General features: G+C 71.4%; 16 protein-coding genes. 6 read left to right on the top strand and 10 right to left on the bottom strand.

The genetic code is table 11. The annotated features are described in order from the left end of the window. Nucleotides 1-58: 58 nt before the first annotated feature. From ACIRQY_RS12625 to ACIRQY_RS12605, 5 genes are read right to left on the bottom strand one after another with little or no spacing between them, the layout of a single operon-like run. Entirely contained in the window at nucleotides 59-1,054 is a 996-nt protein-coding gene (locus ACIRQY_RS12625) for a LacI family DNA-binding transcriptional regulator (RefSeq protein WP_403924491.1), read from the bottom strand. Then, a complete protein-coding gene (locus ACIRQY_RS12620) occupies nucleotides 1,051-3,030 on the bottom strand; it encodes an alpha-galactosidase (RefSeq protein ID WP_403924488.1) in 1,980 nt (659 codons plus the stop codon). Before ACIRQY_RS12620 ends, ACIRQY_RS12625 begins: the two co-directional genes overlap by 4 nt. Before the next feature lie 2 nt (nucleotides 3,031-3,032). Next, nucleotides 3,033-4,124 carry an ABC transporter permease subunit gene (locus ACIRQY_RS12615; RefSeq protein ID WP_403924485.1) on the bottom strand — a complete coding sequence of 364 codons (1,092 nt, stop codon included), beginning with the start codon at nucleotides 4,122-4,124 and terminating at the stop codon, nucleotides 3,033-3,035. After that, nucleotides 4,121-5,053, bottom strand: coding sequence for a carbohydrate ABC transporter permease (locus ACIRQY_RS12610; protein ID WP_403924482.1), 933 nt, complete (start codon nucleotides 5,051-5,053; stop codon nucleotides 4,121-4,123). Before ACIRQY_RS12610 ends, ACIRQY_RS12615 begins: the two co-directional genes overlap by 4 nt. After that, nucleotides 5,050-6,432: an ABC transporter substrate-binding protein gene (locus tag ACIRQY_RS12605; RefSeq protein ID WP_403924479.1), complete on the bottom strand. Its 1,383-nt coding sequence runs from the start codon at nucleotides 6,430-6,432 to the stop codon at nucleotides 5,050-5,052. The genes ACIRQY_RS12610 and ACIRQY_RS12605 overlap by 4 nt, the downstream gene beginning before the upstream one ends. A 159-nt stretch (nucleotides 6,433-6,591) precedes the next feature. Between ACIRQY_RS12605 and ACIRQY_RS12600 the strand changes: the two genes are divergently transcribed. Next, nucleotides 6,592-8,583 (top strand): hypothetical protein, encoded by a 1,992-nt coding sequence (locus tag ACIRQY_RS12600; protein ID WP_403924476.1) that lies wholly within the window; start codon nucleotides 6,592-6,594, stop codon nucleotides 8,581-8,583. Further along, nucleotides 8,580-9,743, top strand: a complete 1,164-nt coding sequence (locus ACIRQY_RS12595; protein WP_403924473.1) for an aminotransferase class V-fold PLP-dependent enzyme — start codon at nucleotides 8,580-8,582, stop codon at nucleotides 9,741-9,743. The genes ACIRQY_RS12600 and ACIRQY_RS12595 overlap by 4 nt, the downstream gene beginning before the upstream one ends. Before the next feature lie 58 nt (nucleotides 9,744-9,801). Here the strand turns inward: ACIRQY_RS12595 and ACIRQY_RS12590 are convergent, their stop codons facing one another. The 4 genes from ACIRQY_RS12590 to ACIRQY_RS12575 are packed head-to-tail and all read right to left on the bottom strand — an operon-like array spanning nucleotide 9,802 to nucleotide 18,970. Then, on the bottom strand, nucleotides 9,802-12,654 hold the full coding sequence (locus ACIRQY_RS12590) for a pPIWI_RE module domain-containing protein (protein WP_403924470.1): 2,853 nt from the start codon (nucleotides 12,652-12,654) through the stop codon (nucleotides 9,802-9,804). Nucleotides 12,655-12,664: 10 nt separating this feature from the next. Beyond that, nucleotides 12,665-16,246: a hypothetical protein gene (locus tag ACIRQY_RS12585; protein ID WP_403924468.1), complete on the bottom strand. Its 3,582-nt coding sequence runs from the start codon at nucleotides 16,244-16,246 to the stop codon at nucleotides 12,665-12,667. Next, on the bottom strand, nucleotides 16,239-17,435 hold the full coding sequence (locus tag ACIRQY_RS12580; protein ID WP_403924465.1) for a hypothetical protein: 1,197 nt from the start codon (nucleotides 17,433-17,435) through the stop codon (nucleotides 16,239-16,241). Before ACIRQY_RS12580 ends, ACIRQY_RS12585 begins: the two co-directional genes overlap by 8 nt. Beyond that, entirely contained in the window at nucleotides 17,432-18,970 is a 1,539-nt protein-coding gene (locus tag ACIRQY_RS12575) for a PD-(D/E)XK nuclease family protein (protein ID WP_403924462.1), read from the bottom strand. Before ACIRQY_RS12575 ends, ACIRQY_RS12580 begins: the two co-directional genes overlap by 4 nt. A gap of 28 nt (nucleotides 18,971-18,998) precedes the next feature. Here ACIRQY_RS12575 and ACIRQY_RS12570 point away from each other — a divergent pair, with 28 nt between their 5' ends. Next, nucleotides 18,999-19,964, top strand: coding sequence for a serine/threonine protein kinase (locus tag ACIRQY_RS12570; RefSeq protein WP_403924459.1), 966 nt, complete (start codon nucleotides 18,999-19,001; stop codon nucleotides 19,962-19,964). Nucleotides 19,965-19,994: 30 nt separating this feature from the next. On the opposite strand, the gene ACIRQY_RS12565 is transcribed toward ACIRQY_RS12570, so the two are convergent. Then, complete coding sequence (locus ACIRQY_RS12565; protein ID WP_403924456.1) at nucleotides 19,995-22,817, bottom strand: tetratricopeptide repeat protein; 2,823 nt, start codon at nucleotides 22,815-22,817, stop codon at nucleotides 19,995-19,997. Between the two features lie 165 nt (nucleotides 22,818-22,982). Between ACIRQY_RS12565 and ACIRQY_RS12560 the strand changes: the two genes are divergently transcribed. From ACIRQY_RS12560 to ACIRQY_RS12550, 3 genes are all read left to right on the top strand, one after another. After that, on the top strand, nucleotides 22,983-23,141 hold the full coding sequence (locus tag ACIRQY_RS12560; protein ID WP_403924453.1) for a hypothetical protein: 159 nt from the start codon (nucleotides 22,983-22,985) through the stop codon (nucleotides 23,139-23,141). A 302-nt stretch (nucleotides 23,142-23,443) separates the two neighbouring features. Next, nucleotides 23,444-24,211 carry a hypothetical protein gene (locus ACIRQY_RS12555; protein ID WP_403924450.1) on the top strand — a complete coding sequence of 256 codons (768 nt, stop codon included), beginning with the start codon at nucleotides 23,444-23,446 and terminating at the stop codon, nucleotides 24,209-24,211. Further along, entirely contained in the window at nucleotides 24,208-24,483 is a 276-nt protein-coding gene (locus ACIRQY_RS12550; RefSeq protein WP_403924448.1) for a DNA-binding protein, read from the top strand. Before ACIRQY_RS12555 ends, ACIRQY_RS12550 begins: the two co-directional genes overlap by 4 nt. Nucleotides 24,484-24,521 lie beyond the last annotated feature (38 nt).

Raw genomic sequence — 24,521 nt, 5'->3', positions numbered from 1 at the left:
GGCCCTGGTACGGAAACCCCGTCCCGTGCGGGCACGGTCCCGTACCTCCGCCCCCTCGTCAGTCCTTCGCCGGGCCGGTCGACGCGCGGATCACCAGCTCCGGGTCGAAGAGGAGCTCCCCGGTCGGCACGTCCCGGTTGCTGACCAGAGCCAGGACCGAGCGGCCGACCTCCAGGGCCAGGCGGTCGGCCGGCTGGCGGACCGTGGTGAGCGCGGGATCGGTGAACTCGGTGACCGAGGTGCCGTCGTAGCCGACCACGGAGACGTCGTCGGGCACCGACAGGCCCTGCCGCCGCAGCCCCCGGACGGCGCCCAGCGCCATGTAGTCGCTGGCGGCGACGATCGCGGTGACGCCCAGGGCGACGAGGACGGAGGAGGCCGCCTGACCGCCCTCGACGGTGTAGGACTGGCGGACCACCCAGCGCTCGGCGTCGGTGACGCCCCGGCGGGCCATCGACTCGACGAAGCCCCGCACCCGCCGGTCGGCGGGCCGGTTCCCGGCCGGGCCCGAGGCCATGCCGATGCGGCGGTGGCCGAGCCGGTGCAGATGGTCGACGGCGAGTTCGGCGGCGAGGGCGTCGTCCGTGGAGTACACGGGCACGGGCACCCCGTCGGCGAACTCGCCGTTGACACCGACGTACGGCACCCGGCGCTGGCGCAGCAGTTCGTAGCTCTCGGTGTCGGCGCCCTCGACGGTGTTGGACGCGGAGAGGAAGACGACGGCGGCGACGCCCTTGTCGACGAGCGCCGTGAGGAAGTCCAGTTCCTGTACGCCACCGGGGAAGACCGGGCAGAGCACGGTCTTCAGGCCGTGCGGGGCGAGGGCCGACTCGATGCGTTCGGCGACGTCCGCGAAGAACGGGTTCGACACGAACTCGGTGACGACCGCGACCAGTTGACCCTGAGTGGCCCGCTCGTACCCCAGCTCGACCATGGCCCGCTCGACGGCCTCGCGGGTCTTGCGGGACACCCCCTGGCGCCGGTTGATCACCCGGCTGACGGTGGCCTCGCTGACCTGTGCGTGGGCTGCGAGGTCGGTGATGCCGACCTTCATCGCGGTCCTTCCGTGAGAGTGAGCGACACCAGGCCGCCGCGTGGGACGTTCAGCGGCCCCGGCCCCTCCGGCAGCGGCGTCGGACGGTCGCCCATCATACGTCCGTCGGGTCCGTGGACCCGGGCCGAGACCGTACCCCCGCCGCCGGTGACGTCGACCACGAGCCGGTCCCCGCCGGTGCCGTTGACGAGGTGGAAGACCCGGTGGGTGGCGGTGTCGAGCGGGACGACCCGGTCACCGTGCACACTGATCAGGCACTCCTCGCCCCGGACGGCGGTGACCAGCGGGTAGAGGTCGTCCGGCCTGCCGGGTTCGGTCTCCCCGTCGAGGATCAGCTCCCGGTGCGCCCGCCACCAGCCGAGCCAGAACCGTACGGTCTCGCGGTGCGCCTCGGGCACCCGGTCCAGACGGACGGAGATCTGCGGTACGGAGTGGAGGGCGCCGATCAGCTGCCGGGCGACGGCCTCGGGCGGGGCGTCGGCGGACCACAGGAGCATGTCCGAGTGGACGGCGCCGCCGACCGCGAGGAGCGCGGTGTCCAGGGTGCGGACCCGGTTGGCGGTGGCGTCGGCGGGGCAGTCGAAGGACCGCAGCATGTTCCCGTACGGGGCCATGCCGGGTCCGGTGTACGGCTGGCGCAGCTCGATCAGGACATCGGGCCGTACGGCTTCGAGGGCCGCGCGCAGTTCGGCCAGGAGCGTGGTCATGGCGTGGCCGACATCGCCGCCTCCGTCGCCCGCGTAGACGGCGGCCTCGTCGAGGAAGTCGAGCTTGAGCCCGTCGAGTCCGTGCTCCGCGACCAGCCGGACGCACAGTCCGACGACGTGCGCGCGGACCTCGGGGAGGCGCGGGTCGAGGACGTGGGCGCCGGGGACGGTGGCGGGGCGGGGCGCGGCGGCGGCCCAGCGGGGGTGGCAGTCGGCGCCGGGGCCGAGGAGGAGGGGCGCGGCCCACAGGAGGTAGCGCAGGCCGTGCTCCCGGACGCGGGCCACATGGGCGGTGAGGTCGGGGAACTTGGCCGGGTCGGGCGTCCAGTCGCCGACGCCGGAGTAGCCCCGGCCGGAGCCGTACCGCTGCCAGCCGTCGTCCAGGATCAGGGCGCCGCAGCCGAGTCCGGCGGCGAGGGCGGCCTGGGTCTCGACGGCTTCGGCGGTGACGTCCTGGTTGAAGGCGTACCAGGTGGAGTAGACGGGGACGCGGGCGGCCTCGGGGACGGGCATGGGCGGGTGCGCGGCGGCGAAGTGGGCGCGCAGGGGCCGCAGGGCGGCGGCGACGGACGGGGCGCGGGGCGCGAGGAGCAGTCGGTGGGGGCGGTCGGCGGCGGGCAGGCGGAGGTGGACGACATGGGTGTCGTTCTCCTCGGACACCCCGTAGCGGACGGTGGCCTCGGTGACGGGGTCGGCGGCGGCCCAGGTGAGGAGGGTGGCGCCGGAGTGCTCGTAGAGGCTGCCCGCGGCGGGGCCGTCGACCAGGCAGGTGGTGGTGCGGCCCGCCCAGTCGGGGACGAGGGTGCGGCGCCAGCCGCCCTGGGGGTGCCAGTAGCCGGTGGCGTCGCCGAGGGGGACGGAGAGCCGGATCTCGACGGGGGCGCCGGGGGCGTGGACGTCGAGGGCGCGCAGACCGCCGGGCCCGGTGAGGTCGGTGAGGTCGGTGAGGGTCCAGCGCGGGTCCGCGCCGGGGGCGACGAGGGCGATCGACACCTGGTCGAGGAGGGGTTCGGCGGGGGCGGGGACGTCGTGGGCGGTGGTGAGGGGTTCGGGGGCGGCCGGGGCCTGGTGGGCGGTGGTGAGGGGTTCGGCGGGGGCCGGGGCCCGGTGGGCGGTGATGAGGGGTTCGGCGGGGGCCGGGGCCTCGATGGCGGTGGCGGGCCCGGTCGCCTGCCCGGGGACGGTCGCGTGCGCGCGTCCGGTCGCGGGGTGGGGCGCGGCCCCGGTCTCAGGCTCGGACGCGGGTTCGGTCGACGGGTGGGGGTTCATGGTCATTCCTTCACCGCTCCCGCGAGGAGGCCGGAGACGAAGTGGCGCTGGAGGAGGAGGAAGACGACCGCCATCGGGACGGCGGCGATCGAGGTGCCGGCGAGGATGGCGCCGTAGTCGGTCTCGTCGAGTCCCTGGAGGGAGGCGAGGGCGACCGGGATGGTGAAGGTCAGCTCGTCGCGGAGCACGATGAGCGGCCAGATGAAGTCGTTCCACTGGTAGAGGAAGAGGAAGATCGCGAGGGCGGCGAGGGCGGGCCGCATCGGCGGCAGCGCGACCCGGAGGAAGAGCCTCAGTTCGCCGCAGCCGTCCATCCGCCCGGAGTCGAGGAGTTCCTGCGGGAGCGCGCCCATGGACTGGCGCATGAGGAAGATCCCGAAGGGCAGCGCGAGGTTGGGGGCGATGACGGCCTGGTAGGTGCCCAGCCAGTGGAGCTCCGCCATCATCCGGAAGAGCGGGACCAGGGTGATCTGGGCGGGGACGACCAGGCCCAGCATGAGCAGGCCGAAGAGGGCCTCCCGGCCACGGAAGCGGTAGGTGGCGAAGCCGTATCCGGCGAGGGTGCAGACCGTCCCGGCGAGCAGGGTGTAGACGGTGGCGATGCCGAGGGAGTTGAGGACGACCCGGCCGAAGTGGGCGGTCTCCTGGAGGGTGGCGAGGTTCTCGGCGAGGTGGCCGCCGGGCAGCACCGGCGGCGGGCTGGAGAACAGCTCCTGAGAGCTGTGGGTCGCTCCGACCGTGAGCCAGTAGAAGGGGACCACGACGGCGGCGAGGACGATGGCCAGGCCGGAGGTGAGGAGGATCGAGCGGCCGGTCCGGGTGGGGCGCGTGGTGCGGCCGGGTGTGGGAGGGGCGGGGCGGGCGGCAGCTCGTACGGTCGTCCCCGGCGCTCCCTCGGCGGCCGTGCGCCCGGTTCGTCGTCCGGCGGCCCTCCCTGCCGGACCCGGGCTCTTCCCTGCCGGTCCGGTGCTGTTCCCTGCCGGTCCGGTGCTGCTCCCTGCCGGTCCGGTGCTCTTCGCGGCCGGGCCCGTGGAGTCGTCGGCCGGGCCCGTGGACCTGTCGGCCGGGCCGTCGGATGTCTCGGCTGGTCTCACGACTTGTCTCCCAGGAGGCGGAACTGGAGCAGGCCCAGGAGTCCGATGAGGACGGTGAGGGCGTAGCCGACGGCGGAGGCGTAACCGAAGTCGAAGTAGGTGAAGGCGTTGCGGTAGAGGTACATGCCGAGGGTGAGGGTGGCGTTGTCGGGGCCGCCGCCGGTGAGGACGGTCGGTTCGTCGAAGAGCTGGAGGGTGCCGATCGTCGACAGGACCGTGGTGAGCAGCAGCGCCGGGCGAAGTCCGGGCAGGGTGACGTGCCGGAAGGCAGTGAAGGCGCCCGCTCCGTCGACGGCGGCGGCGTCGTACAGCTCGCGGGGCACGGTCTGGAGGCGGGCGAGCAGGATGACGGCGTTGTAGCCGGTGTAGTGCCAGGTGAGGGCGAGGCCGAGGGAGATCCGCGCCCAGGTGCCGTCGGTGAGCCAGGGCACGGGGTCGAGACCGAGGAGGCCGAGGGCCCAGTTGACGAGCCCGTAGTCCTTGTTGAGGAGGACGGAGAAGACGATGCCGTACGCGACGAGGCCGGTGACCATCGGCAGGAAGAAGCCGAGGCGGAAGACGGAACGGCCTTTGAGGAGAGTGGAGTTCAGCGCGACGGCGAGGCCGGTGGCGAGGGCCAGCATGAGCGGGACCTGGACGACGAGGATGACGGCGGTGTTGCGGAGCGCGGTCCACATCAGCGGGTCCTCGACCAGCCGGGCGTAGTTGTCGAGGCCGACGAAGGTGTCGACGCCCGCGACGGTGCGGTGCAGGCTGAGGACGAAGGACCAGCCGATGGGGTAGAGCTTGAAGGCGCCGAAGAGCAGCAGGGCGGGCAGGACGAAGAGGTACGGGGCCGCCCGGCCGCGCCGCCGCCTGGGACGGGCGGCGGCCGGGAGGGAGCCGGGCGTCTTCCGCCGGGCGGCCGGGCGGGTGACGGCCAGGCTCACCGGGCGGCCTTCCGGCCGGTCTGCCGGACGAGTTCGGTGGCGGCGTCGCGGAGTACGGCGGCGGGGTCCGCGCCCTTGAGGAGGACCTTGGACTGGGCGTCGGTGACGAGCTTGAGGGCGCGGGCGTAGTCGGCGGTGTAATTGACCGGCGGGGACGGCGCCTTGAGGGCCCCGAGGAAGACCTCGCCCTTCTTCTGGCCGCCGAAGAAGGCGGACGGCTCGTGGAAGACGGCGTCGTCGTACGCCTTCATGAGGGCGGGGGCGATGCCCTTGCCCCGGTAGATCCGCACCTGGGAGGCGGGCCGGGTGAGGGCGTACTCGACGAAGGTCCAGGCGGCGGCCCGGTGCTGGCTGGCGCCCGCGACGGCGAGGTGGGTGGAGTTGACGGTGGCGGCGGTGGGGCCGCCCCGGCGGACGGCCGGGGGCAGCCGGACCTTCCACCGTCCGGCCTCCTCGGGGACCTGCTCCTCGATGACGCCGCCGAACCAGGTGGGCCAGGGCACGACGGCGTTGGTGCCCTTCTTGAGGGAGCTCATCAGGGCGTTCCAGCCGCCGGAGAGGTCGCTGACGAGACCGGCGTCGTTCATGGTCTTGATCAGGGTCATGGCCTTGACCGCCTCGGGCGAGTCGAGGGTGACGCGGCCTTCGAGGTCGAAGTAGAAGGCGCCCTGGAGCTGGAGCAGGAGCTGGAAGAAGTTGGCGGCGTCGGGCTGTGAGGCGGGCTTGTCGAGGCCGAGGAGGTGGGCGCCGGTCTTCGCCTTGAGGGCCTTGCCCGCCTCGATGGTCTCGTCCCAGGTCTGGAGGGCCCCGGCGTCGACGCCCGCCTTCTCGAAGAGGTCGGAGCGGTAGTAGAAGCCGCCCGAATTAGCCTCCCAGGGAAGGGCGTTCACCCGCTTGCCGTCGGGGCAGACCGTGCCCCAGAGACCGGCGGCGAAGGCGTCCTCGTGGGCGGTGGCGCCGAGCGGGGCGAGGTCGGCGAGGCCGCCGGGGAAGCGTTCGACGTAGCCGGGGAGGTAGTCGACGCCGATGTGCAGGACGTCGGCGAGTCCCTGGCCCCCGGCGGCGAGACCGGCGGTGATCTTCTCCCAGATGGCGGGGTTGCCGATGTCCTCGACGGTGACCTGGATGCCGGGGTGGGCCTTGTTGAACTCCGGTATCAGGGCCTTGAGTTCGGCGGCGGGCCCCTGCCAGGACCAGACGGTGATGCGGCCCTTCTCCGGGTCACCCTCGCTTCCGGCGCCCGCCGTGGCGCCGGTGCCGGAGCAGGCGGTGAGGGCGAGTCCGCCGAACGCGGCGGCGAGGGCGCCGCCGCCCATGCGCAGGACGCCTCTGCGTCCGGGGGTCGATCTGTCCGCGTCGTCGCGGGCGGTGTCGGTCATGGGGCCGGACAGTACAAGCGCCCCTCCTTCACTTGCAATCCTTCTGCGAAAACTTTCAGTTCATCTGTCTGCTCAAGAGCGGCAGAATCATTGCAAGCCTGCGTCAGGGTTGCTAGCGTGCCGCGCGCCGATCCCGTCCGCCCTCACCGGGAGAATCCGATGACGCGTTCCCGCCTGGCTCTCAGATCCGCGGTCGCCCTGCTCGCCGCCCTCGCCCCGCTCGCCGTCGCCCCGGCTGCCCCGGCCGCCTCCGCGCTCCCCGCGACGGCTCGCGCCGCCGGGACGTCCGCCCCGCTCACCGTCTCCGATCCCGGCTTCGAAGCGGGCGGCACCGGCTGGGAGTTCACCTCCGGCACCGGCACGGCCACCAACCGGCCGCACGCCGGTTCCCGGCTCGCCTACCTCGACGAGGGCGACGGCATGAAGGTCTCCCAGACCGTCACCGCCACCGGCCGGGGCCGGTACGTCGTCTCCGCCTGGATCGCCACCGGCGGCACCGGCGGCCGGTACGCGCTCCGCGTCAACGGCTCCCCCGCCGCAGCCCTGGACCTGCCCTCGGCGGCCGACTACCGCCGCTACACGCTGGGTCCGGTCGCACTCGCCCCCGGCGACCGGCTGGAGATCGCCTTCGAGTCCGGCCGCGGCTGGGTCAACGCCGACGACGTGATGGTCTCCCCCGCGACCGCCGCGCCCCGGGTGACCTCCAGCGACCCGGAACTGACGGCCATGTTCGACTGGGCGGCCCGCAAGGCGAACAGCTGGGTCCACCTCCCCGGCACCGAGGGCCCCCTGAACGCCGACGAGCGGCAGACCGGCGGCGACGGCACCGGCGTCTACGCCCCCTCCTACTGGGCCGGTTACGCCAACCGCAGCGGCTACTACTCCCGGGACATGGCCCACCAGCTGGCGGGCGCGGGCGCCCTCGGGCTGCACGCCGAGAACAAGGCCATGCTCCGCGCGTTCGCCGCCTCCGCCACCGCCGAGCACGCCTATTACCCGGTGTGGGCCCTCAACTTCGACAACCGCACCTATCTGTCCATCGACTACCGCCGCCCCGACCTCTTCGTCCGCGAGGTCCCCGCCGTCTTCGAACTGGTGCAGAAGGCCGAGGAGGCGTACCGCTGGACCGGCGACCGGAGCTATCTCGACGACCCGGCGCTCTGGGACTTCTACCGGCACGCCACCGAGGAGTTCGTCACCCTCCACGACGGCCGCAAGGACAACGGGCGCCGGGTGGAGGTGGCCGAGGGCACCGGCAAGGGCATCTTCCAGGGCGTGGCCAGCTACAACGAGCAGAGCGACGAGCCGCTCGCCGAGGCGGGCGACGCCATCGGCTCCCAGTACCAGGCGTACCTGGCCATGTCGGCGCTGGCCCGCGCCAAGGGCGACGGACGCCTGGCCGCCGACTTCGCCCGCCGCGCCCGCGAGCTCAAGCGGTACTTCAACTCCGAGTGGAGCGGCACCGGTTCGGGCGCCGACATGGTCCGCGGCTACACCACCGACGGACAGCCGCTGACCGGCTGGGGCAAGGAGAACAGCTGGTTCATGCCGATGAAGGGGATCGTCGCCCCGGGCGCCCGCCGCGAGGCCTACCTCGACTACATCGACGCCCAGGCGGAGGGCGCGGGCCGCCCCGACAACATCGAGGCCCTCACCTATCTGCCCGACACCTTCTTCGCCAACGGGCGCCCCGGCACCGCCTGGAAGTGGATGCGGCACGTCTACGCCCAGAAGGACGTCCCGCACGTGAACACCCGTCAGGGCACCAACGGTGACTACCCGGAGGTCTCCTTCACCCTGGTCGGCCAGACCGTACGGGGCCTCCTCGGGGTCACCCCGGACGCCCCGGCCCGCACCCTCACCACCCGGTCCGCACTGCCCGCCGGCATGGCCTGGCTCGGCATCGAGGACCTGCGGACCGGCGACTCCTCCTTCGCGCTCCGCCACGACGGGACCCGCCGCTCCACCCTGACCCACACCACGGGCTCCGCCCCGTACACCTGGCAGGCCCGGTTCCCCGGCGCCCACCGCACGGTCCTCGTCGACGGCGTGGCCCGCCCGGCCCGGGTCGAGGTGCTCGACGGCGTCACGACCACGACGGTCCGGGTGAACGTGGCGCCGGGCCGCACAGTGACGGCGGAACTCCGATGAGCGGCGAGGACGGCACCGCCATGACCGGGCCCGGCGTCTTCCCCGGCGGAGCGGAGCTCTTCCGGCTCGACCGGCGGACCGCGCACCTCAACCACGGCTCCTACGGGGCCGTCCCGCTGCCCGTGGCCCTGGAGCAGCGGCGGATCGCCGCCGAGGCGGCGGCCGACCCGGACGCCTTCTTCCTCGGCGCCCCGGACCGGCTCGCCGCCGCCCGGACACGGATCGCCGCCCGCCTGGGCACCGACCCGGACGGCACCGCGCTCGTCACCAACGCCACCGAGGCGGCGCACCTGGCCCTGGACGCGCTGGACCTGGGCCCGGACGACGAGGTGCTGGTCACCGACCACGGGTACGGCACGGTCACGGCCGCCGCCGCCCGGCGGGCCCGGCTCGTCACCGTCCCGCTCGACCCGGAACTGCCCGACGAGGAGGCCGTGCGGAAAGCGGTCCTGGCCTCGCTGACCCCCCGTACGAGAGTGGCGCTGCTCGACCAGATCAGCTCGCCGACGGCCCGGATCGTCGCGGGACCCGGGCTGCTCGGCGACCTCGCCGCGCGGGGCGTGACCACGGTCGTGGACGGGGCGCACGCGCCCGGGATGCTGGCCGAACCGCTCGCCGGACGGCCCGACCTGTGGTTCGGCAACCTGCACAAGTGGGCGTACGCGCCCCCGGGCAGCGCCGTCCTGGTGGTCGCGCCCGCGCTCCGCGACCGGGTCCCGGCGCCCGTGCCGTCCTGGGAGGACCACCGGGGCTTCCCCCGCTCGGTGGAGTACCGGGCCACCGCCGACTACACCGGCCCGCTCGCCGCCCCCGAGGGCCTGGACCTGCTGGAACGGCTCGGCGCCCCGGCCGTACGACGGCACAACGCGGCCCTGGTCACGTACGGCGCCGCACTTCTCGCGGCGCTGCCCGGGGTGCGCCCGCTGCCCTTCGACGACCGGCTCGCGATGCGCTCCCTGCGCCTGCCGGAACGGTTCGCCCGTACGAAACCGGAGGCGGAGGCCCTGCGCGAGGAACTGATGACCCGCCTCGGCTGCCGGGTGGCCGTCTGGCCCTGGCCGACCGGCGGCGGCCTCCGCGTCTCCGCCCAGATCTACAACCACCCGGCGGAGTACGAGGCGCTGGCGCGGGGGGTGGGGGAGGTGCTGGACGGGGGGTGAGGGGCGGGTGGCCCGGCGGGGAGTGCCCTCGCCGGGCCACCATGGGCGCGCTCGGGCCTCAGACCTGGGCACCGCTCTCCGTGGCCACCCGTGGGAGACGCGTCGCCGTTCCCGCCGCGGCGAGCCCGCATGGCTCCGCCGCCGCCTCATCGGACCCCTGGGCGGCTGCCCGGATCGTCACCGGTCCCGCGAGAGGGAGCACGTACTCTCCCGCGAGGCGCGCCAGGTGCAGCGGGAGCGGGCGGGCCAGCGGCGGATAGTCGTCGTGGTGGCGCAGCTGGTGCGTCAGCGTCGCCCACTCCGCCGGACGATCGGGAGTCTCGCCCTCCCGCCCGGCGTCCGCCAGTGCCTTCCCGGAGAGACAGCCGAGGACGGTGATCTCCAGCTGGCCCGGGTTCCAGGCCGTCTTTCCGGGGGCCGTCCTCCCTTCCGCCGTGGGCACCAGCTTCATCAGGCCCTTCGGGAGCTTCGCGGCGGTGTGGGGGGTGGGAACCGTACTGGAGAACACCCGGCCGTCCGGCTCGTCGGCGCCCCACACCCCCTCGGCGAAACCGACCTTGCCCCGGCCGTCGTGCGCGTACCACTCGGCGACCTCGCCGCGTCCGTTCGCGTCCCGCAGGCACACCACGCGCAGATCACCGCCGTAGGTGGCGAGGCGCTGGTCGGGCCCCGAGCCGAAGCCGAGCATGTCGCGGCTCAGCGAGCCGTTGCGCAGCCGTGGCCAGCACTGCCGGAGATTGGCCGAGTCCACCAGCAGGAGCGTGGGCCGGTCCCGCAGCTGGAAGAGCAGGGTCCGGATCTGCCGCTCCATCTCCTGCCGCCTGCGCTGCGCCGTACCCGTGGCGCGTCCGATGGACCGGCTGACCGGCGGGGAGGCGTCGGCGGATCCGGGACCGGCCGTGTCCGGGGTCCCGACGGCCTGTTCACGTGCCCCGGCGAGCAGAACCATCAGTCGCGGGTAGGGCACCCACTCGGCTCGCTCGGCATCCCACCCCTCGATCCCGCCGGAACCCTCCCCGGGACGGACCCGGACGGCCACCAGACGGTGCACCGGGCGGCGCGTCGGCCCCTTCCGCGTGTGCCGTACGAGCCAGAGCGCGGCGTACTGGAGGTCGGCGGGGATCGCCTCCCCCACCCGGTGGGCGGGCGGCCTGGTCGCGCCGAGCTGCCGGAAGACGTCCAGCCAGGTCCACCGAGCGCGGTGCTCCAGGGTGGTCCCGGCGTCGTCCGCGAGGTTGACGAACTGGCTGAGCCACCCCTGCCTCGCCCAGGCGATCCGCAGGGCGTGCTTGGGGTCGGAGTCGGGGACCGCCGTGAATCGCTCCTTTCCGGCGATCTCGGCGATGACGACACCGAGGGCGTCGCCCGGTGCCGCCAGGCGGTCCGCCACCACCCCACAGCGCTCCTCGACGGCCTCCGCGAAGCGCGCTCCCTTGGTGCGCGTGCGGTCACGGGAGATCTTCAGCGCGTCGGCCACGGCACCGGCGGGCCTGGCGCGGAGCCGGATGTCCAGCCCGCCGCCCTGCCACCGCCAGGTGTCGTCCGCCTCCTCCCCCACCCGTTCGGCGGGCGGCAGGCCGATGAGTTCCGGGAGTTCAGCGAGGAGCGCGGCGCGGGTCTCGGGGGACTGCCAGAGGACCTCGACCTCCAGGGCACGGCCCCCGAGGACGTGCGCCAGCGTCTCCCGGCGCCGCAGGACCAGCTGTGCCTCTCGCGCCTCCGGTGTGCTCTTCCCGCCCGACCTCGGCAGCAGGGACGGGGTGTTGCGCCGTGTCACCCGGGTGAGGTCGGGGACCCGGCGCAGCATCGGGCCCAGCCCCTCCTCGACCCAGGCGTCCAGATCGGCCCTCTCCCGGGGCATCAGTCCGCTGCCGACCGCGTGGGGACCCAGCGCCGGGTGGTGGACGATGCCCGCCGCCACGTCGCCGCATCCGTTGATCCAGCGTTCCGGATGGTCGAAGAGCTCCTGGGGCCGCGGGTAGCGACGCACGATGTCCAGGTCCGGCAGCAAGGGCGCCGGGCTGTGCCGACGCCAGACGAGCTCCCTGGTGCGCGGATCGCGGCCGAGGGTGTTGGCCGTGATCCGGTATCCCCTGTCGGGTCCCTCGGGCCAGGGCAGGGGTGCGTCCAGGAGGACGGTCGCCCCCTTGACCTGGTGCGGGCGCACGTCCAGGTGGGTCGCCCACCGGCGCACATGGGAGGAGACGTGGACACGGAACCGCTCCGCGAACGGAACGGTGTGGACGGTGATGCCCAGGCACGCCGAGTAGTACCAGGTCTTCTTGCGGTGCTCGTACCGCCGGGGCGGCCAGGAGACCAGGCGGGCTCCGTTCGCCGAGCTCTCGACACGGAAGTGAAGGGTCGCGCCGCGTGCGTGGAAGGGGCGGGCCGCGAGCCGGAAGGCGATCCATTCCGGCAGCAGCCCGTAGAGCCGGGGCACCGGTTCCACCGTGCCGCCCGCCGATCCGGCCGACTCGGTGAGGTCGGCCCGCTCGGTCTCCCAGCGCGGCAGCAGGACGGGCTCGGCGGGCTGGTCCGCCAGCAGCCTCTCCTCCAGTTCCGGTTCGTCGTCGTCCTCCCGGTCGGGTGCCAGACTCGCCGCCCAGGTCCCGATGACGGGGGCCAGGACCTCCGGCGGCACGGGCTCCCGCGCGTAGAGCCAGGGCAGTCGGCCGTCGGTACCCGCGTTCCGTCCGGTCGCGATCACTCCCGGCGCCACGGCCTGGAGAAGGGAGTCGAGCCGACGGGTCGGCAGTTGATCGGGGCGGCCCCCAGGCCCCTCGGACCCCCCGTTGATCCGGGTGAGTTCCGTGTGGAGCTCCTCTCCGAGCCGCAGGACGTGGAGGTCCTGCTGCCACGGCCCGTGCCGGGGGTCGGGTTCGTACGCCGCTGATCGAATGGTGGGATACACGGTGCTCCTCCTACGAGACTTGGGCTGTGCCGTCCGAGACCTGGGCCGTGCCGTCGGGGCGGTGTCCGGCGGGCGGGTCCGCGAGGACGCGCATGAGCATGCTCCGCAGCGGCCCGTAGAGGGCCTGGGCGATGAACCGCTCCTCGGCGGGCTTCGTGTCGGGCTCGAAGTAGGGATCCAGCACCTCGAGCATGCTGTGCAGGAGGCTGGTCTCGGGGGTGTCCGGGCGCCACACCAGGACCTCGTTCTCCGGAGTTCCGGGACCGCGCGTCGCGGCTCCGCGGTTCGGGGCGAAGGCGGCGTCGACGAAGACGACCCTCGCGGGCACGCCGCCACGTACGAGACGTCCGATCACCTGCCACATCAGGACGAGCATGTCCCAGGTGACACGGTGCCGTTCGTCACCGAGACGGCTCCAGGCCAGGGACCGCTTCAGTACTTGGTGCCAGCGCGAACGAGCCGCGCTCCGGACCTCTTCGGCCCCCTTCTCGACGCTGGGGGCCCGTCGTACCAGCGTGCTGAAGGTCTCGCCGGTGGTCGCCCGGACGATCCAGTCGTTGACCGCGTGGACGGCCTGGTAGAGGTCGTCCGGATGCGGGTTGGGCCGGGCGAGGAAGTAGACGGTCCCGATCGCGGCCTCGTCTCCTTTGTTGAGGATGTTGTGGCCGCGTTCCACCGCGAGGAGGGGAGCCACGAGGACATCGGCTTCGAGGTCCTTGAGTCGCTCGACGTCTCCCCGCCGTAGCGCTCGTGCCTGGTGGACGGAGGGGAACTCCTCTTCGGGGCCGAGGTCCTCGTCGTCCGACACCAGGCAGAGGACGTTGTTGTGCCACCGGGCCTGGAGGTTGTGCAGTTCGTCGGCGACGACGCGCGCCTCGGCGTAACTGCCGACCAGCAACAGGATGTGGTCCCTTCCTTCGGGAAGGGACAGCAGCTCCTGCTGGAGCGGACCGCTGGTGCCGTCGTCCTCGCCCCCCAGGTACCGGGCGATACGACGCAGCTTCTCGGGCCGCTGTTCGGGGGCGGTGCCGGACATGCGCAGCTTCTCGTCGCCGTCGTCGATGAACTCGAAGCGCATCTCACTCCCGGTGGCGATGCGCTCCGTCACGTCGGACGGCGGCTCGATGACCACCCCCACCGGAACGGAGACGTGATAGCGACTGGACTCACCCGCCCAACTGCTCGCGGACATCAGCAGCAGGTGCGCGCCGGGCCGGTCGTCCACGGAGGCGAGGTGGGGGATGGATCGGAGCAGTTCACGGCCGACCCCGCTGCAACGGAAGAACGTCAGCTCCCCGCTGCGCACCCCGCCCTCGTCCTCACCGGGGACCTTGAACTGGAACCCCAGTACATTGCCCATGGGGGCCTCGGGGACCATCGGTCCGTAGTCGAGGGGTCTGCGGTACATCTCGTTGTACCCGAGGCTGAGAGCCGCCTCGACCCGCGGCCACATCGCGTTGATCATCGCGAGCCGGGGTTCGAGAGCGCTCAGCAGCAGAGTGAACTCGAAGTGTGTGGCCAGTTCTTTGCGCCAGGCCTCGGGGGAACGCGGTGCGGACCGGCCGCGGGACCGTGAGCCGTCGCCCTCACGCGTTCCCTTCCTCCTCGCGGACTCCTCCTGTCGCCTCCGCCACTCGGCGAGTTCGTCCTCGTACTCCTTCCGCCGGGCTTCCATGCAGCTCTCGTCGAGCTGGAAGACCTCGTCCATGACCTGGGTCAACCGCTGCCGTGTGACCTCGGGACTCCCGGTGTGCAGCAGCTCGTTGAGCAGAACGGTGAGGCGGCTGGAGTCCGTGTCCGCGCGTCGGGCCCGGTCACCGAAGGGGTTGTCCCTGAAGGCACCGATGAGTTTGCCCAGCGCCTCCCTCGGCGCGTGGTTCTCGTGGTCGGGACCGCTCTCCTCGGGCAGCGGATAACGCTCGTCGAGAAGACCGGCCTGCAGGGTCCAGGAACTGAAGTGGCCGGTTCGGACCCAGGAACGGAGCTGGAAGTCGGACACGAGCATCGCGTACAGCCGGTCGGTGGCCGCGGTCACCGTGTTCAGCGCGGCGGAGAAGGTCTCCACGTCCCGCTCGGAGAGCTGGGTGCGCCCGCTCTCCGCCAGCTCCCTGGTCTTGTGCCGGACGAGTTCGTCGACCAGCCCCTTGTCCTCGTCGCTGGCGAGCACGGTGGAGGGTGCGAAGATCTGGTCCAGCTGCATCTGAACGCGGTCGGCCTCGTCGATGATCACGAGATCGCTGCGGCGGCAGGCGAGTTCGAGGTAGCGGATGCGCTCGCCGTTCTGCGGCCGGGGCGGCGACGCGTCGATCAGTCCACCCGGTGTGGTCACCCAGATGCTCGCGTCGACCAGGACGCGGGAACCGTGATGGCGGGGACAGAAGGACCAATAGGGGCAACTCGCCAGGTCCTTCCGCCACGGGGACCGGCCCGCGCCGCCCCTGCGCGACTCCCTCGATGGCCTCAGCCGGACGCAGGGGGCCTCGCCGAAGGCCAGTGGCTCCCCCAGCGTGTCGGCTTCCTGCCGCAAGGTGTTCAGCACACAGGAGGTTCCGAGGTACGCGAAGGCGGGGTCGTCATGGGCCAGCAACCGGTGCTCGCCCCGTCCGGCCAGCCTTCGGTGCAGACGCTGGGCATGCCGTTCCCGGCCCGAGGAACCGAGTACGGGAGCGGCGGCACCGTCCGTGTACAGGTTGTAGAGCTGGACCAGTTTGAGCACCTCCGCCACGTCCGTGACCACGATCGTGGTGCGCAGGCCCCGCTTCGCGAGGTGGACGGCGATGATGTCGCGGAGGGTGCTCTTGCCCGCGCCCACGATGCCCAGCAGGTGCTGCATCTCGTCGATCGTGAACGCGAAGTCGTACTTCTTGTGGAAGACACCGTCCTCTTTCACGGACAGCTCGAACGCCCTGAGCCGGTCCACCCATCGCGGCGGTTTTCCCTTTCCCGCACGGGCGTGCGTGGCGTCCATGTCCGCCGCCGTCCGCTCCAGCGCCTTCCTGGTGAAGCGCAAGGGCGCGCCGCCCCCTGCCGGAACCATGTCCAGGTCGTGCGCGACGACCGGTGCGGAGGGGACCACCGGAAGGTCGACCACCGCCAGGGAACGACTGACGGCGAAGGCGTGCGGGCCCGGACCCGCCACCGGGAGCCTCCGACCGGCCAGCGGCGGGGCCACCTTCAGCAGCCCTTCGTAGACCTGGAACCGATCACTCGCGACGGAGGGGTCCCGGACGGCCGCCGGCGCTTCGGTGTCCGGCACGTCGTAGGCACGTGCCGCCACGGCGACCCGCTGATAGCGGTCGAGGGCCTCCCGCCAGACCCTGCTCCGGCGCAGCGTCCACAGCGAGTACCGGGCGACCCTCAGCGTCCGTTCCCCATCGGGCGGCAGGGGCACCCCGTACGCCTGCGCGAACCCGTAGCCGCTGAACAGGACCCAGGCACTGCCCGCGGGAGTCCCCGGCAGAAGCTTCTCCTGCAGGTACAGCCCGAGTTCCACCTGGCAGAAGGCTTCGATCGCGGGTCTGCGCACGGCATCCCCCAGGAAGGCCTGAAGGGCGCCGATCGTGTCGTTGAGCGGTGGTGTGATGCTACGCATCGTTGTCCTTCCCCCTTGGCGTCGGTGCCGGGCCGCTCCGGCCCGGTGCCGCTCCGGCCTGAGTGCTGACGGGCGTTCCGAGGTCACGCACGAGTTCGGTCGGTGTCGTCAGGGCCACCCGCCCCCGCAGGGCCTGGGGCAGTCCCTCGGCGAATCCACGCCGGTAGTCGACGCGGTCGGCGGCTCGCTGGGGCACCACGACGAGCGTGCGGTCCGCGAGGTCCGTGTCGTCGGCGACGTGGGCAGCGAGCAGGGCGGGCTGTACCCGGTCGTGCATCTGGATCTCGAGCGTTCCGGACGATCCGGTGCCCAGCAGCCGATAGGCAGCCAGCCTCCCCGATACGGGCGTGTGTTCGACGTCCGCGCTCCGGAGCGCGTCCAGTGCGGCCTCCTCGACCCGATGCGGGAGCACCAGGAACGCGCGCAGGGAACGCCGGAGGACCACGGCGCGACCGGGGTCCCGGACCAGCTGGAAACCCTGGTCCCGGGGGCACTCCTCCCCCTCGCACCAGAGCGCCTCGTGCGAGGAGGGCTGCCCCGGAAGGTCGGTGGCCGGGTCACGCGGCCTGGCCGGGAGCCGGCACTCCGGACAGAACGGGAAGGCTCCGCCGACCGTCAGGAACTCGGGCAGCGGACGGTAGAGGTCCCTGACGTGACTCCACACCGTACTGCTCCACCCGAGCCCTCGGTCCCCCTGCCGCACCAGGGGGTGGCCTGCCAGGAAGCGTCGGCACCTCCGGTAGCGCTCGGTCGATCCGGCGCGCGCCTCCAGATCGTTCAGGACCATCCGTGCCTCTCCCGCCATGCCACCGATCGGCCCGTGCGAGGCGATCTCCAGGCACGCTCGGGTGGGCATCCGGCCGACGGGATGCACCAGCGTCGTCCCGGGCGTGACGAAGGAGACCGGAACTCCGAAGAGGGGGTCGTCCGCGCTCCTGAGCCGGCACCACTCCCAGAGCTCCGGAAGGCTCGTCGGCGGAGTCTCCCCGATGCCGATGCAGTGCGCGACCGTCCGGTCCAACGCGTACTGCGCCAGCCCCGAGTAGGGCAGGCTGAAGGAACGAAGCCCCTCCTCCTCGGACAGCGCCACCACCATGCGGGCGAGGTCCCGGAAGAGAGTCGTGCCCGCCCTGTCCCTCCCGGGGGTTCCCGTACGACCGCTCTCCCGCTCAGCCGTCCCTGTCGTCATGCGGCCTCCTCCACGGCTGCCTTCGCCGAACACCAACGGGACATCTCGCACCGCGCGCAGGAACGGCCCGGGGCGGGCGCGAAGGCGTCGTCGTCGTGCCAGTCGGCCACCATCGCCCGCAGGACCTTCTCCGACGCGTTCAGGTTGGCGGGAACGAACGGGTCGATGACCTCCAGGTCCGCGCCACCGGGACGCAGCAACTCCAGTTCGACCCTGGCCCGCGCGCGCGTGCCTCCGAGGTCACCACGTGCGACCAGCAGGACCGCGAGGGCCAATTGCGGGTACCGGTCGAGCAGCGGTCGCGTGGAGACGTGGTCACTGGCCGACGTCTTCGTCTCCCGCCACACCCAGGACTCCCCGTCCCGGTAGAGCAGATCCGGTGCCGCGACCACCACGACGTCGGCCGCGGTGTCGTGCCGGACCACTCTGGGTTCGGTACGGACGTCCGTACCGTCTGCGACGCGGCTGAGCGGGCACACCTCCGCGTGCCGGCGCAGCAGGGTCACTCCGAGGGCGCGTTCGTGCTCCGGCAGGTCGAACCCGGTCGGCACCCAGTGATCGGGGACATCGGCCGTGCACGGCCGCAGGGGGCTCTGGGCGTGGCGGTCGGCGAGATACGCGTGCAAGGCCCTGCCCCGCTCGGCCGGGGCATCGCGCTCGATGGCGTCGGCGGCGGGCAGCCGCAGACGGCGCATGTGGTCGCGTGCCGGGCAGTCGCGGTAGTTACGCCCGTTGGTCACCGACCAGGTGCGTCGCGGGCGATTCGTCGAGGTGACTCCCAGCAGTCCCGGGGCACTTCGCAGGGCGGGACACACCTGCGCGAAGACGCAGCCGCCGCACGAGGGCCCCGGCCGGTACTCCTGGCTGTCCAGCAGAGTGGTCAGCGCCGCTCGCCCGCTCGCCCGGTAGAGGGCGAGTGCTTCCGCCCGGCTCCCGTCGAAGAGCTGACGCGTCCGCCCGTCGAACAGTGCGAACTCCACGATCCGCACCCGCTCGGGCGGAGGTCCCGGTGCCCCCTCCGCCAGGACGAGGGCCGCCGCGGCGACGAACTCCGCCGGCGGCAGCCCGGGTCCGATCCGGTGGACGGGAAGGCGGAGTTCACGGAGGCTTCCGTCCACCGAGGCCAGACAGCGGCCCCACACGGTGAACCTGTACTCGTCGGCGGCTCTCGTGTCGGGTCCGGAGGGCCGATGGCGATAGGTCCACCGGGGGTCGACCTCCCTCAGTTCCTGGTCCTCGGGGAAGGCCACCGCGTAGTTCTCCAGCCCGTGCTCCGTCCATACGCGGAGCGCGTCGTGGACCCGATGGGTTCGCCTTCCGCGTGGGGGTTCACCGGACGAGGAGGCCGATCGGCGCGCGTCGCACGCCTCCATGAACGGACCGAGGGTGAAGTGCTCGAGACGCTCGCCACGACGGGGCACGGTGTGCGTCGCCAGATAGCCGCGCGCTGTGAGCGCGTCGGCGGCCGGGCAGCGCAGCTCCCCCTTCTTGAACATGGCGGCGGACACCGTGATGGTGCGGGACGTTCGCCGCACTCCGTCAGGGGGTAGCCAGGGCTGAGACATGACATGTCCTTTCTTGTGGTCCGACATTCCGGTCTTCGGAGCAGAAAGCACGGGAGAAGCTATGAGTGAAGTCAGGGACATCGGCAGGATCGAGGAGTCCTACCAGGTCCTTCGATTCTTCGGTGATGGAGGATTCGGTGACCTTTACGTCGCCCGTGACCGTAAGTCCGGGCAGACCGTAGCCGTGAAGAAACAAAAGCCATGGCGAGAAGGCCCCTACATCCAGCACAAACAGCAAGGAGTAGATCTAGGCCGCGAAGGAAGTCTCATGCACGATCTCAGCGGAATCAAAGCAATTCCGAAGGTCATCGGGATCGGCACCTACGAGAACGACCGCTGCATCGTCATGGAGTACATCGAGGGGCGATCACTGCGGGAGTGCCTGACGGAGCGGGTCCCGATCAAGGACCAGGGGACGGTGGCATCGGTGATCGGTCAGCTCTGCGAGGTTCTGCACGAGGTGCACGAGAGTGGCTTCGTGCACTGCGACCTGAAGCCGGAGAACGTCATCGTGGAGCCGGACGGCCGTCTGCGCCTCATCGACATGGGGCTGTCCGTCCGCGCCGACGTTCCGACCGACCCTGGGCACGGCTCGACCGGATACGCCTCGGCGCCCCAACTCGAAGGGAGCGAGCGAGGGCTGACGCCCCACGCGGACATCTTCGGCCTCGGCTGCATGCTGCTGGAGATGACCGTGCACCGACTCCCCTACGGTGGACTGAACAAGCATGTCCACAAGGGGTACCCCGTGCTCCCGGACGGGCTCAGCGCCCTGATCCCGGAGGCCTTCCGCGACCTCGCTCTGCAGATGGTGAAATGGGAGCCCGAGGAACGCCCGCACGATGCCCTCGAGGTACTCGACAGGATCCGCCGCCACCTCCCCCCACCCCACTCCCCACGGCCCGCCAAACCGCTGCGGCCGGATCCCACGGAGTACTACCGGCGCAGCCTGCCACGGCTGTGACGGCGCACGCTCCCGACCGCGCGGGCAGCGTCACCTCAGGGTCTCGAGAAGATCCCGGATCTCGTTCGTGTCCGTATCCATCTGCTCGCGCAGCACAAGGACCCGTTCCAGTTCCCGTACCGCTTCCTCCGCTCGGCCGGCGGACACCAGCACCTCCGCGAAGAGCCGACGGGTCTTGTCCTCGTCCGTCCAGCATTCCTGCGCCTGGTAGATGGCGCACGCCTCGGTGTACAGGGCGATGCCCTCCTCCCGTTCCGCCCGCGCGAGGCGCACCTTCGCCAGGGTGAACAGGACATCGGCCTGGCCACTGTGATCAGCGGTCTGCGCGATCAACTGAAGGGCGCCCTCGCACCACTGAAGCGCCTGGTCGCAGTCCCCCTCATCCAGATGGAGCACACCGATGGCGTTCCGCGCCATCGCCTCGCCCACCGGTTCGCCCAGTTCCTGGTACAGGTCGAGAGCCTGCCGGAGACGCTCCTCCGCCGCTGTCTCCTCACCCTTCTTCCGGTGGGTGATGCCGAGCGCGTAAAGAGAGCGGGCGAGGCTGAGCCGCCCGCTCCCGCTGTCGTCCTCCCGGCTCAGGAGGACCGCCCGGGCGAGAGTGGCCGCCGCCTTCTCGAATTCCGACAGGCGCCATTGCGTGCCCGCCAGCATCCGGTGGACCATGGCGCATTCCACGGGAGACGCTCCCGCCCGTTCCGCGGTCTCAGCGGCTTCACGGAGGTCGCTCTCCATGCTTCGGAACAGGCTGCGACGCCATTGATAGGTGACCAGCGCCGTGGGCAGCAGCCACGCGTACCGGTCCATTTCCTTCCTCCTGGCCAGTTCCAGGCATTGCCGGGTGGTCTCATACTCCTTGTCCATCCACTCCATGGCCTGGGCCGGGTCCTCGGGGGAGAAGACCCTCACTCCCTCCGGGTCGCCGATGGGGAGGGCGCGCTGACTGTCCAGGACACGGTCACAGGCCCTGACGTTGTGCAACTGATGCTCCATCACCTGGCGGAGAGTCGCCGCTTCGACCGCGTCCCTCTCCTCCGGCGATACGGGAGTCAGGTGGTGCCGAGCGAAGGTGCGCACCAGGTCGTGGAGGCGATACCGGTCCGATCGCAGCTCCACCAGATTGGCTCGCTGGAGTTCCCCCAGGGCCTTGTCCGTGTGCTGCTCCTCCGCCGCCATACCGAGGTCCATCACCGCTTCCCAGGAGATCCCCGGCCCCGGATGGACGGCCAGTTGCCAGAGCAGCAGAACTGCTTCCGCACTGAGATCCCGTACCGAGCAATTCAGTGCCACACGGACCGAGAGTTCCTCCTCCGGAAGATGCAAGGACTCCAGCCTTCTCCTCTCCTCATCCATCTCCTTCACCAGGGCGTGAATCGTGTTCGCCGAACGATGAGCCAGCCGTCGCCCCACGACCGTGAGCGCGAGTGGCAGATTTCCACAGTGTCTGATCAGTTGCGCGAACGCCTGGGCACAATTCGACCATTCCTTCTCGGCCACATTCTCCTGGAGAACTCTCAGCGCGTCATCGTCCCCGAGCAGTTCCACCCTGCGCGGATGCACCCCTCTCCACGAGTAGAGGGCGCCCAACTCGTTGCGGCTGGTGACGATCGCCACACAGGCGCCGGTTCCCGGAAGCAGCTCCTTCACCTGCTTCACGTTCAACGCGTTGTCGAGAAAGATCAGCGCCGAGCGATGGGCCAGAGCGGAACGCAGCTCCTTGCCCTTCGCCTCCAGTGACCTCACCGTGGGATAGGGCGGAAGAGCCGCCAGGAAACCGTCCAGGATGATTTCCGGATCAGCGGGGGAAGCACCGTCGGTGTGCCCGTTCAGCTCACCGTAGAGCGCCCCGTCGGGGAACCTGCCCCGCAGCCGATGGGCGAGATGGAGGGCCACCGTGCTCTTCCCCACCCCCGCCATTCCGCTGAGGAGCAGGATCAGTCCCCTTCCGGCGGACTGCGCCTCCTCGACGAGATCGACGAGCTCGCCGAGGAGCTTCTCCTGCCCGACGGGAACCCGCTTCTCGGGAGGCAGCTGGTCCGGTACGGAGAGGAACCTCGACCGGCCCTCCCGCGGCTCTTCTCCGCGTAGCCTGTCGATGACCGTCTGGAGGAACTCTCCCGGCTCCCCGTGACGTTCGATCCACTGGGCGACGGTCCGTTCGAGGCTCTTGTCCATCTGCTGGTGTTCGTGTGCGAGCAGGTAGTAGGCGAAGACATGGTGGTTCTCGGGGAACAACTCGAACCACTTCCGCGCCTCCTCCAGGAGGAACGTCCCGGGCCGGTCCTCCCACGCCGCTCGCAGCAGCTCGCACACGGCATCGATCCGCTCCCTCCTCAGCTTCTCCCGGAGAAGCTCGAAGTGAGGCCCGAGGAGTCCCAGCAGCGGTTCACCGCTCCCCCATTCACCCAGAGCGACGCGAAGGCACTCGAAGCGCGCGGACGGCGGAAGTCCCTCGGCGCGCCGGCGCCCTTCGAGAAAGCGGAGGTAGTCGAAGCTCCCGCTCGGTAACAGGAGCGTGCAGCGCCTCGTCCGTCCGGCGTGCGGCACGAACTCCTTGCCCAGTCTCTTCCGAAGTTCCCGCACCACCGAGTTGATCAGGTCCTTGCGCTTCTTCTCATCCTTCTCCTCGGGCCAGAGGATCTCGATGATCTCCTCCCTGCTGCGGCTGAGCCCCTCGGACGTGACCAGCAGGGCGAGGAGTTCGGCCTCCTTCCTCGTGCCGAGGACCTCCTTCCGTCCCCCCACCTCGAAGCCGATCGGGCCCAGCACTCGCCCATCCATCACGCTCACTCCCTCCCTGTGCGGCGGGGCGCCGGAACTGCTGCTCCTCTCCCCATCAACACCTCTGTACACGGCGGCACCTCCCTTCACACACGTATGCGCCTTCACGCCCCCTCGCGCTCAGTTTTCGCTCAGTTTTGGCTCTGCGGGACTCGTTGCGATCGGGGCACCATGGCATCAGCCGCTCACCAAACGGTGAGAGAACGGCGCAATCCATCCGAGAAGGAGCGTCAGCCCTTGAACAGCCGCCAGCGCAGCCAGCGCCTCAGCCGCCTCCGCAAGTCCCCCGGCTTCCCCCCGAGCCGTCGCCGCCAGCCGGCCACCCCCGCCGAGGGAACGACCCCGACGACCCCCCAGACCGAGAACCCGACCGCGAGCTCCTCCGACTCCGCCTGACACCCATCACCCGGGGCCCGCACCCCGGGACAGGAGGGCGCCCCGACCTCTGGCTCAGGGCGCCCTCCGAGCCCCGATCTCCACCCGTCAACCGGTCGGACCACCACGCGGACAGCCGCGCACGCCCGACTTCGTACTCGGGGCTCCTGACACCACTCCCTCGTCAGCTTCGTCCCCCACGTGCACGCATGGACAAAAGTGGGGCCCCTGTGACAGCTGACCGATTTGTCCACCCGAAGAGATGACCACCGCCTCCCCTCATTCCGTCCGACAGCACCCCTTCAGCCATCAAGAGGATCTTCATGACATATGCACCCTCCGCAAGTGTCTTCACCTCTGTCAGGCAGCACTTCGCCGATCCTCGGATCAAGGAATCGGCGCTGGTGAAGGTTCCCGCCGGGGCCTTCGGCGTCCAGCCGGTCGAACTCACCCCTGACGAGGCCCACGACGCCCTGTACGGGGCGGGCAGCACCTCGCAACTCTCCGACGCCGTCTGGGCCGCGGCGCTCGGCTCCGCCCTGGCCGACCGCGGCTCGCACGGAACGGCCCGCCTGCTGGTGCTCTGGCTCGCCCTGCCCCCGCTGACCCGCACGGCGCATCACATCAGCAGGCGCATGCGGGCCGAACCGGGCGACGTGGAGTCGGAGATGGCACTGGCCCTGTTCGAGGAACTCGCAGCCCTCGGGTCCGCCGACCCCGCCTCCGTCCCGCTCATTCTCGGGGCTGCCCGCAACAGGGCCTGGAGGTACGCCCGTTCGGCGATCCGGGAGATCCCCTCGACCCGCGTCGAGCGCATGACCGAGGAGCACGCCGTCAGGTCCGTGTACGACGCCCCCGACTCCCCGGCGTCCCCGGGCGGACTGGACGTGCGGGTGGACCGTCCCGATGGACCGGAGGGGCTGCGGGCCTCCTTGCGCTTCCGTGTGAACGCCGAACACCTGCGGGGCCCGGCCGTCGACGATGCCTCCGACGCCGAAGGAAGGATCCCGCCGGGACGGTGTTCCCGCAGGCGCCGGACCGGGCGTCGTGTCGGCACCCTCCCGATCCGGCCCACCGCGAGGCGGGCGTGACACGGCCGGTGGACCGTGGTCTCGGCTTCACCGAGATGTTCGAGTTGCCCGTCGCGACCGACCTGCGGACGGCGGCGCGTGCGCTCGGCATCTGTCTGGGGACCGCGTACCGGCTGAACCGACTGGGGCAGTTCCCCTGCCCCGTGCTCCGGGTCGGCGGTAGGTACCGGGTGCCGACCACCGCGTTGATGCGGGCCCTGGGAATCGAGGAGCGGCCCCTGTACACCGTGGACCTGGAGTCGGACGAGGAAGGGCAGGGAACCATCTTCTAGGGCCGGGCCCGCCACCGAAACGGACGAGGGCCCGTGCT

It is taken from the genome of Streptomyces sp. NPDC101490 (genome assembly GCF_044767145.1).
In the GTDB taxonomy this organism is placed as follows: domain Bacteria; phylum Actinomycetota; class Actinomycetes; order Streptomycetales; family Streptomycetaceae; genus Streptomyces.
This window is presented reverse-complemented; position numbering and strand designations above follow the sequence as displayed.

Excerpts from the sequence above, each read along its gene's own strand:
- ACIRQY_RS12625 (WP_403924491.1), bottom strand. The coding sequence starts at position 1,054 with ATGAAGGTCGGCATCACCGACCTCGCAGCCCACGCACAGGTCAGCGAG.
- ACIRQY_RS12620 (WP_403924488.1), bottom strand. The coding sequence starts at position 3,030 with ATGAACCCCCACCCGTCGACCGAACCCGCGTCCGAGCCTGAGACCGGG.
- ACIRQY_RS12605 (WP_403924479.1), bottom strand. The coding sequence starts at position 6,432 with ATGACCGACACCGCCCGCGACGACGCGGACAGATCGACCCCCGGACGC.
- ACIRQY_RS12600 (WP_403924476.1), top strand. The coding sequence starts at position 6,592 with ATGACGCGTTCCCGCCTGGCTCTCAGATCCGCGGTCGCCCTGCTCGCC.
- ACIRQY_RS12595 (WP_403924473.1), top strand. The coding sequence starts at position 8,580 with ATGAGCGGCGAGGACGGCACCGCCATGACCGGGCCCGGCGTCTTCCCC.
- ACIRQY_RS12585 (WP_403924468.1), bottom strand. The coding sequence starts at position 16,246 with ATGCGTAGCATCACACCACCGCTCAACGACACGATCGGCGCCCTTCAG.
- ACIRQY_RS12580 (WP_403924465.1), bottom strand. The coding sequence starts at position 17,435 with ATGACGACAGGGACGGCTGAGCGGGAGAGCGGTCGTACGGGAACCCCC.
- ACIRQY_RS12570 (WP_403924459.1), top strand. The coding sequence starts at position 18,999 with ATGACATGTCCTTTCTTGTGGTCCGACATTCCGGTCTTCGGAGCAGAA.
- ACIRQY_RS12555 (WP_403924450.1), top strand. The coding sequence starts at position 23,444 with ATGACATATGCACCCTCCGCAAGTGTCTTCACCTCTGTCAGGCAGCAC.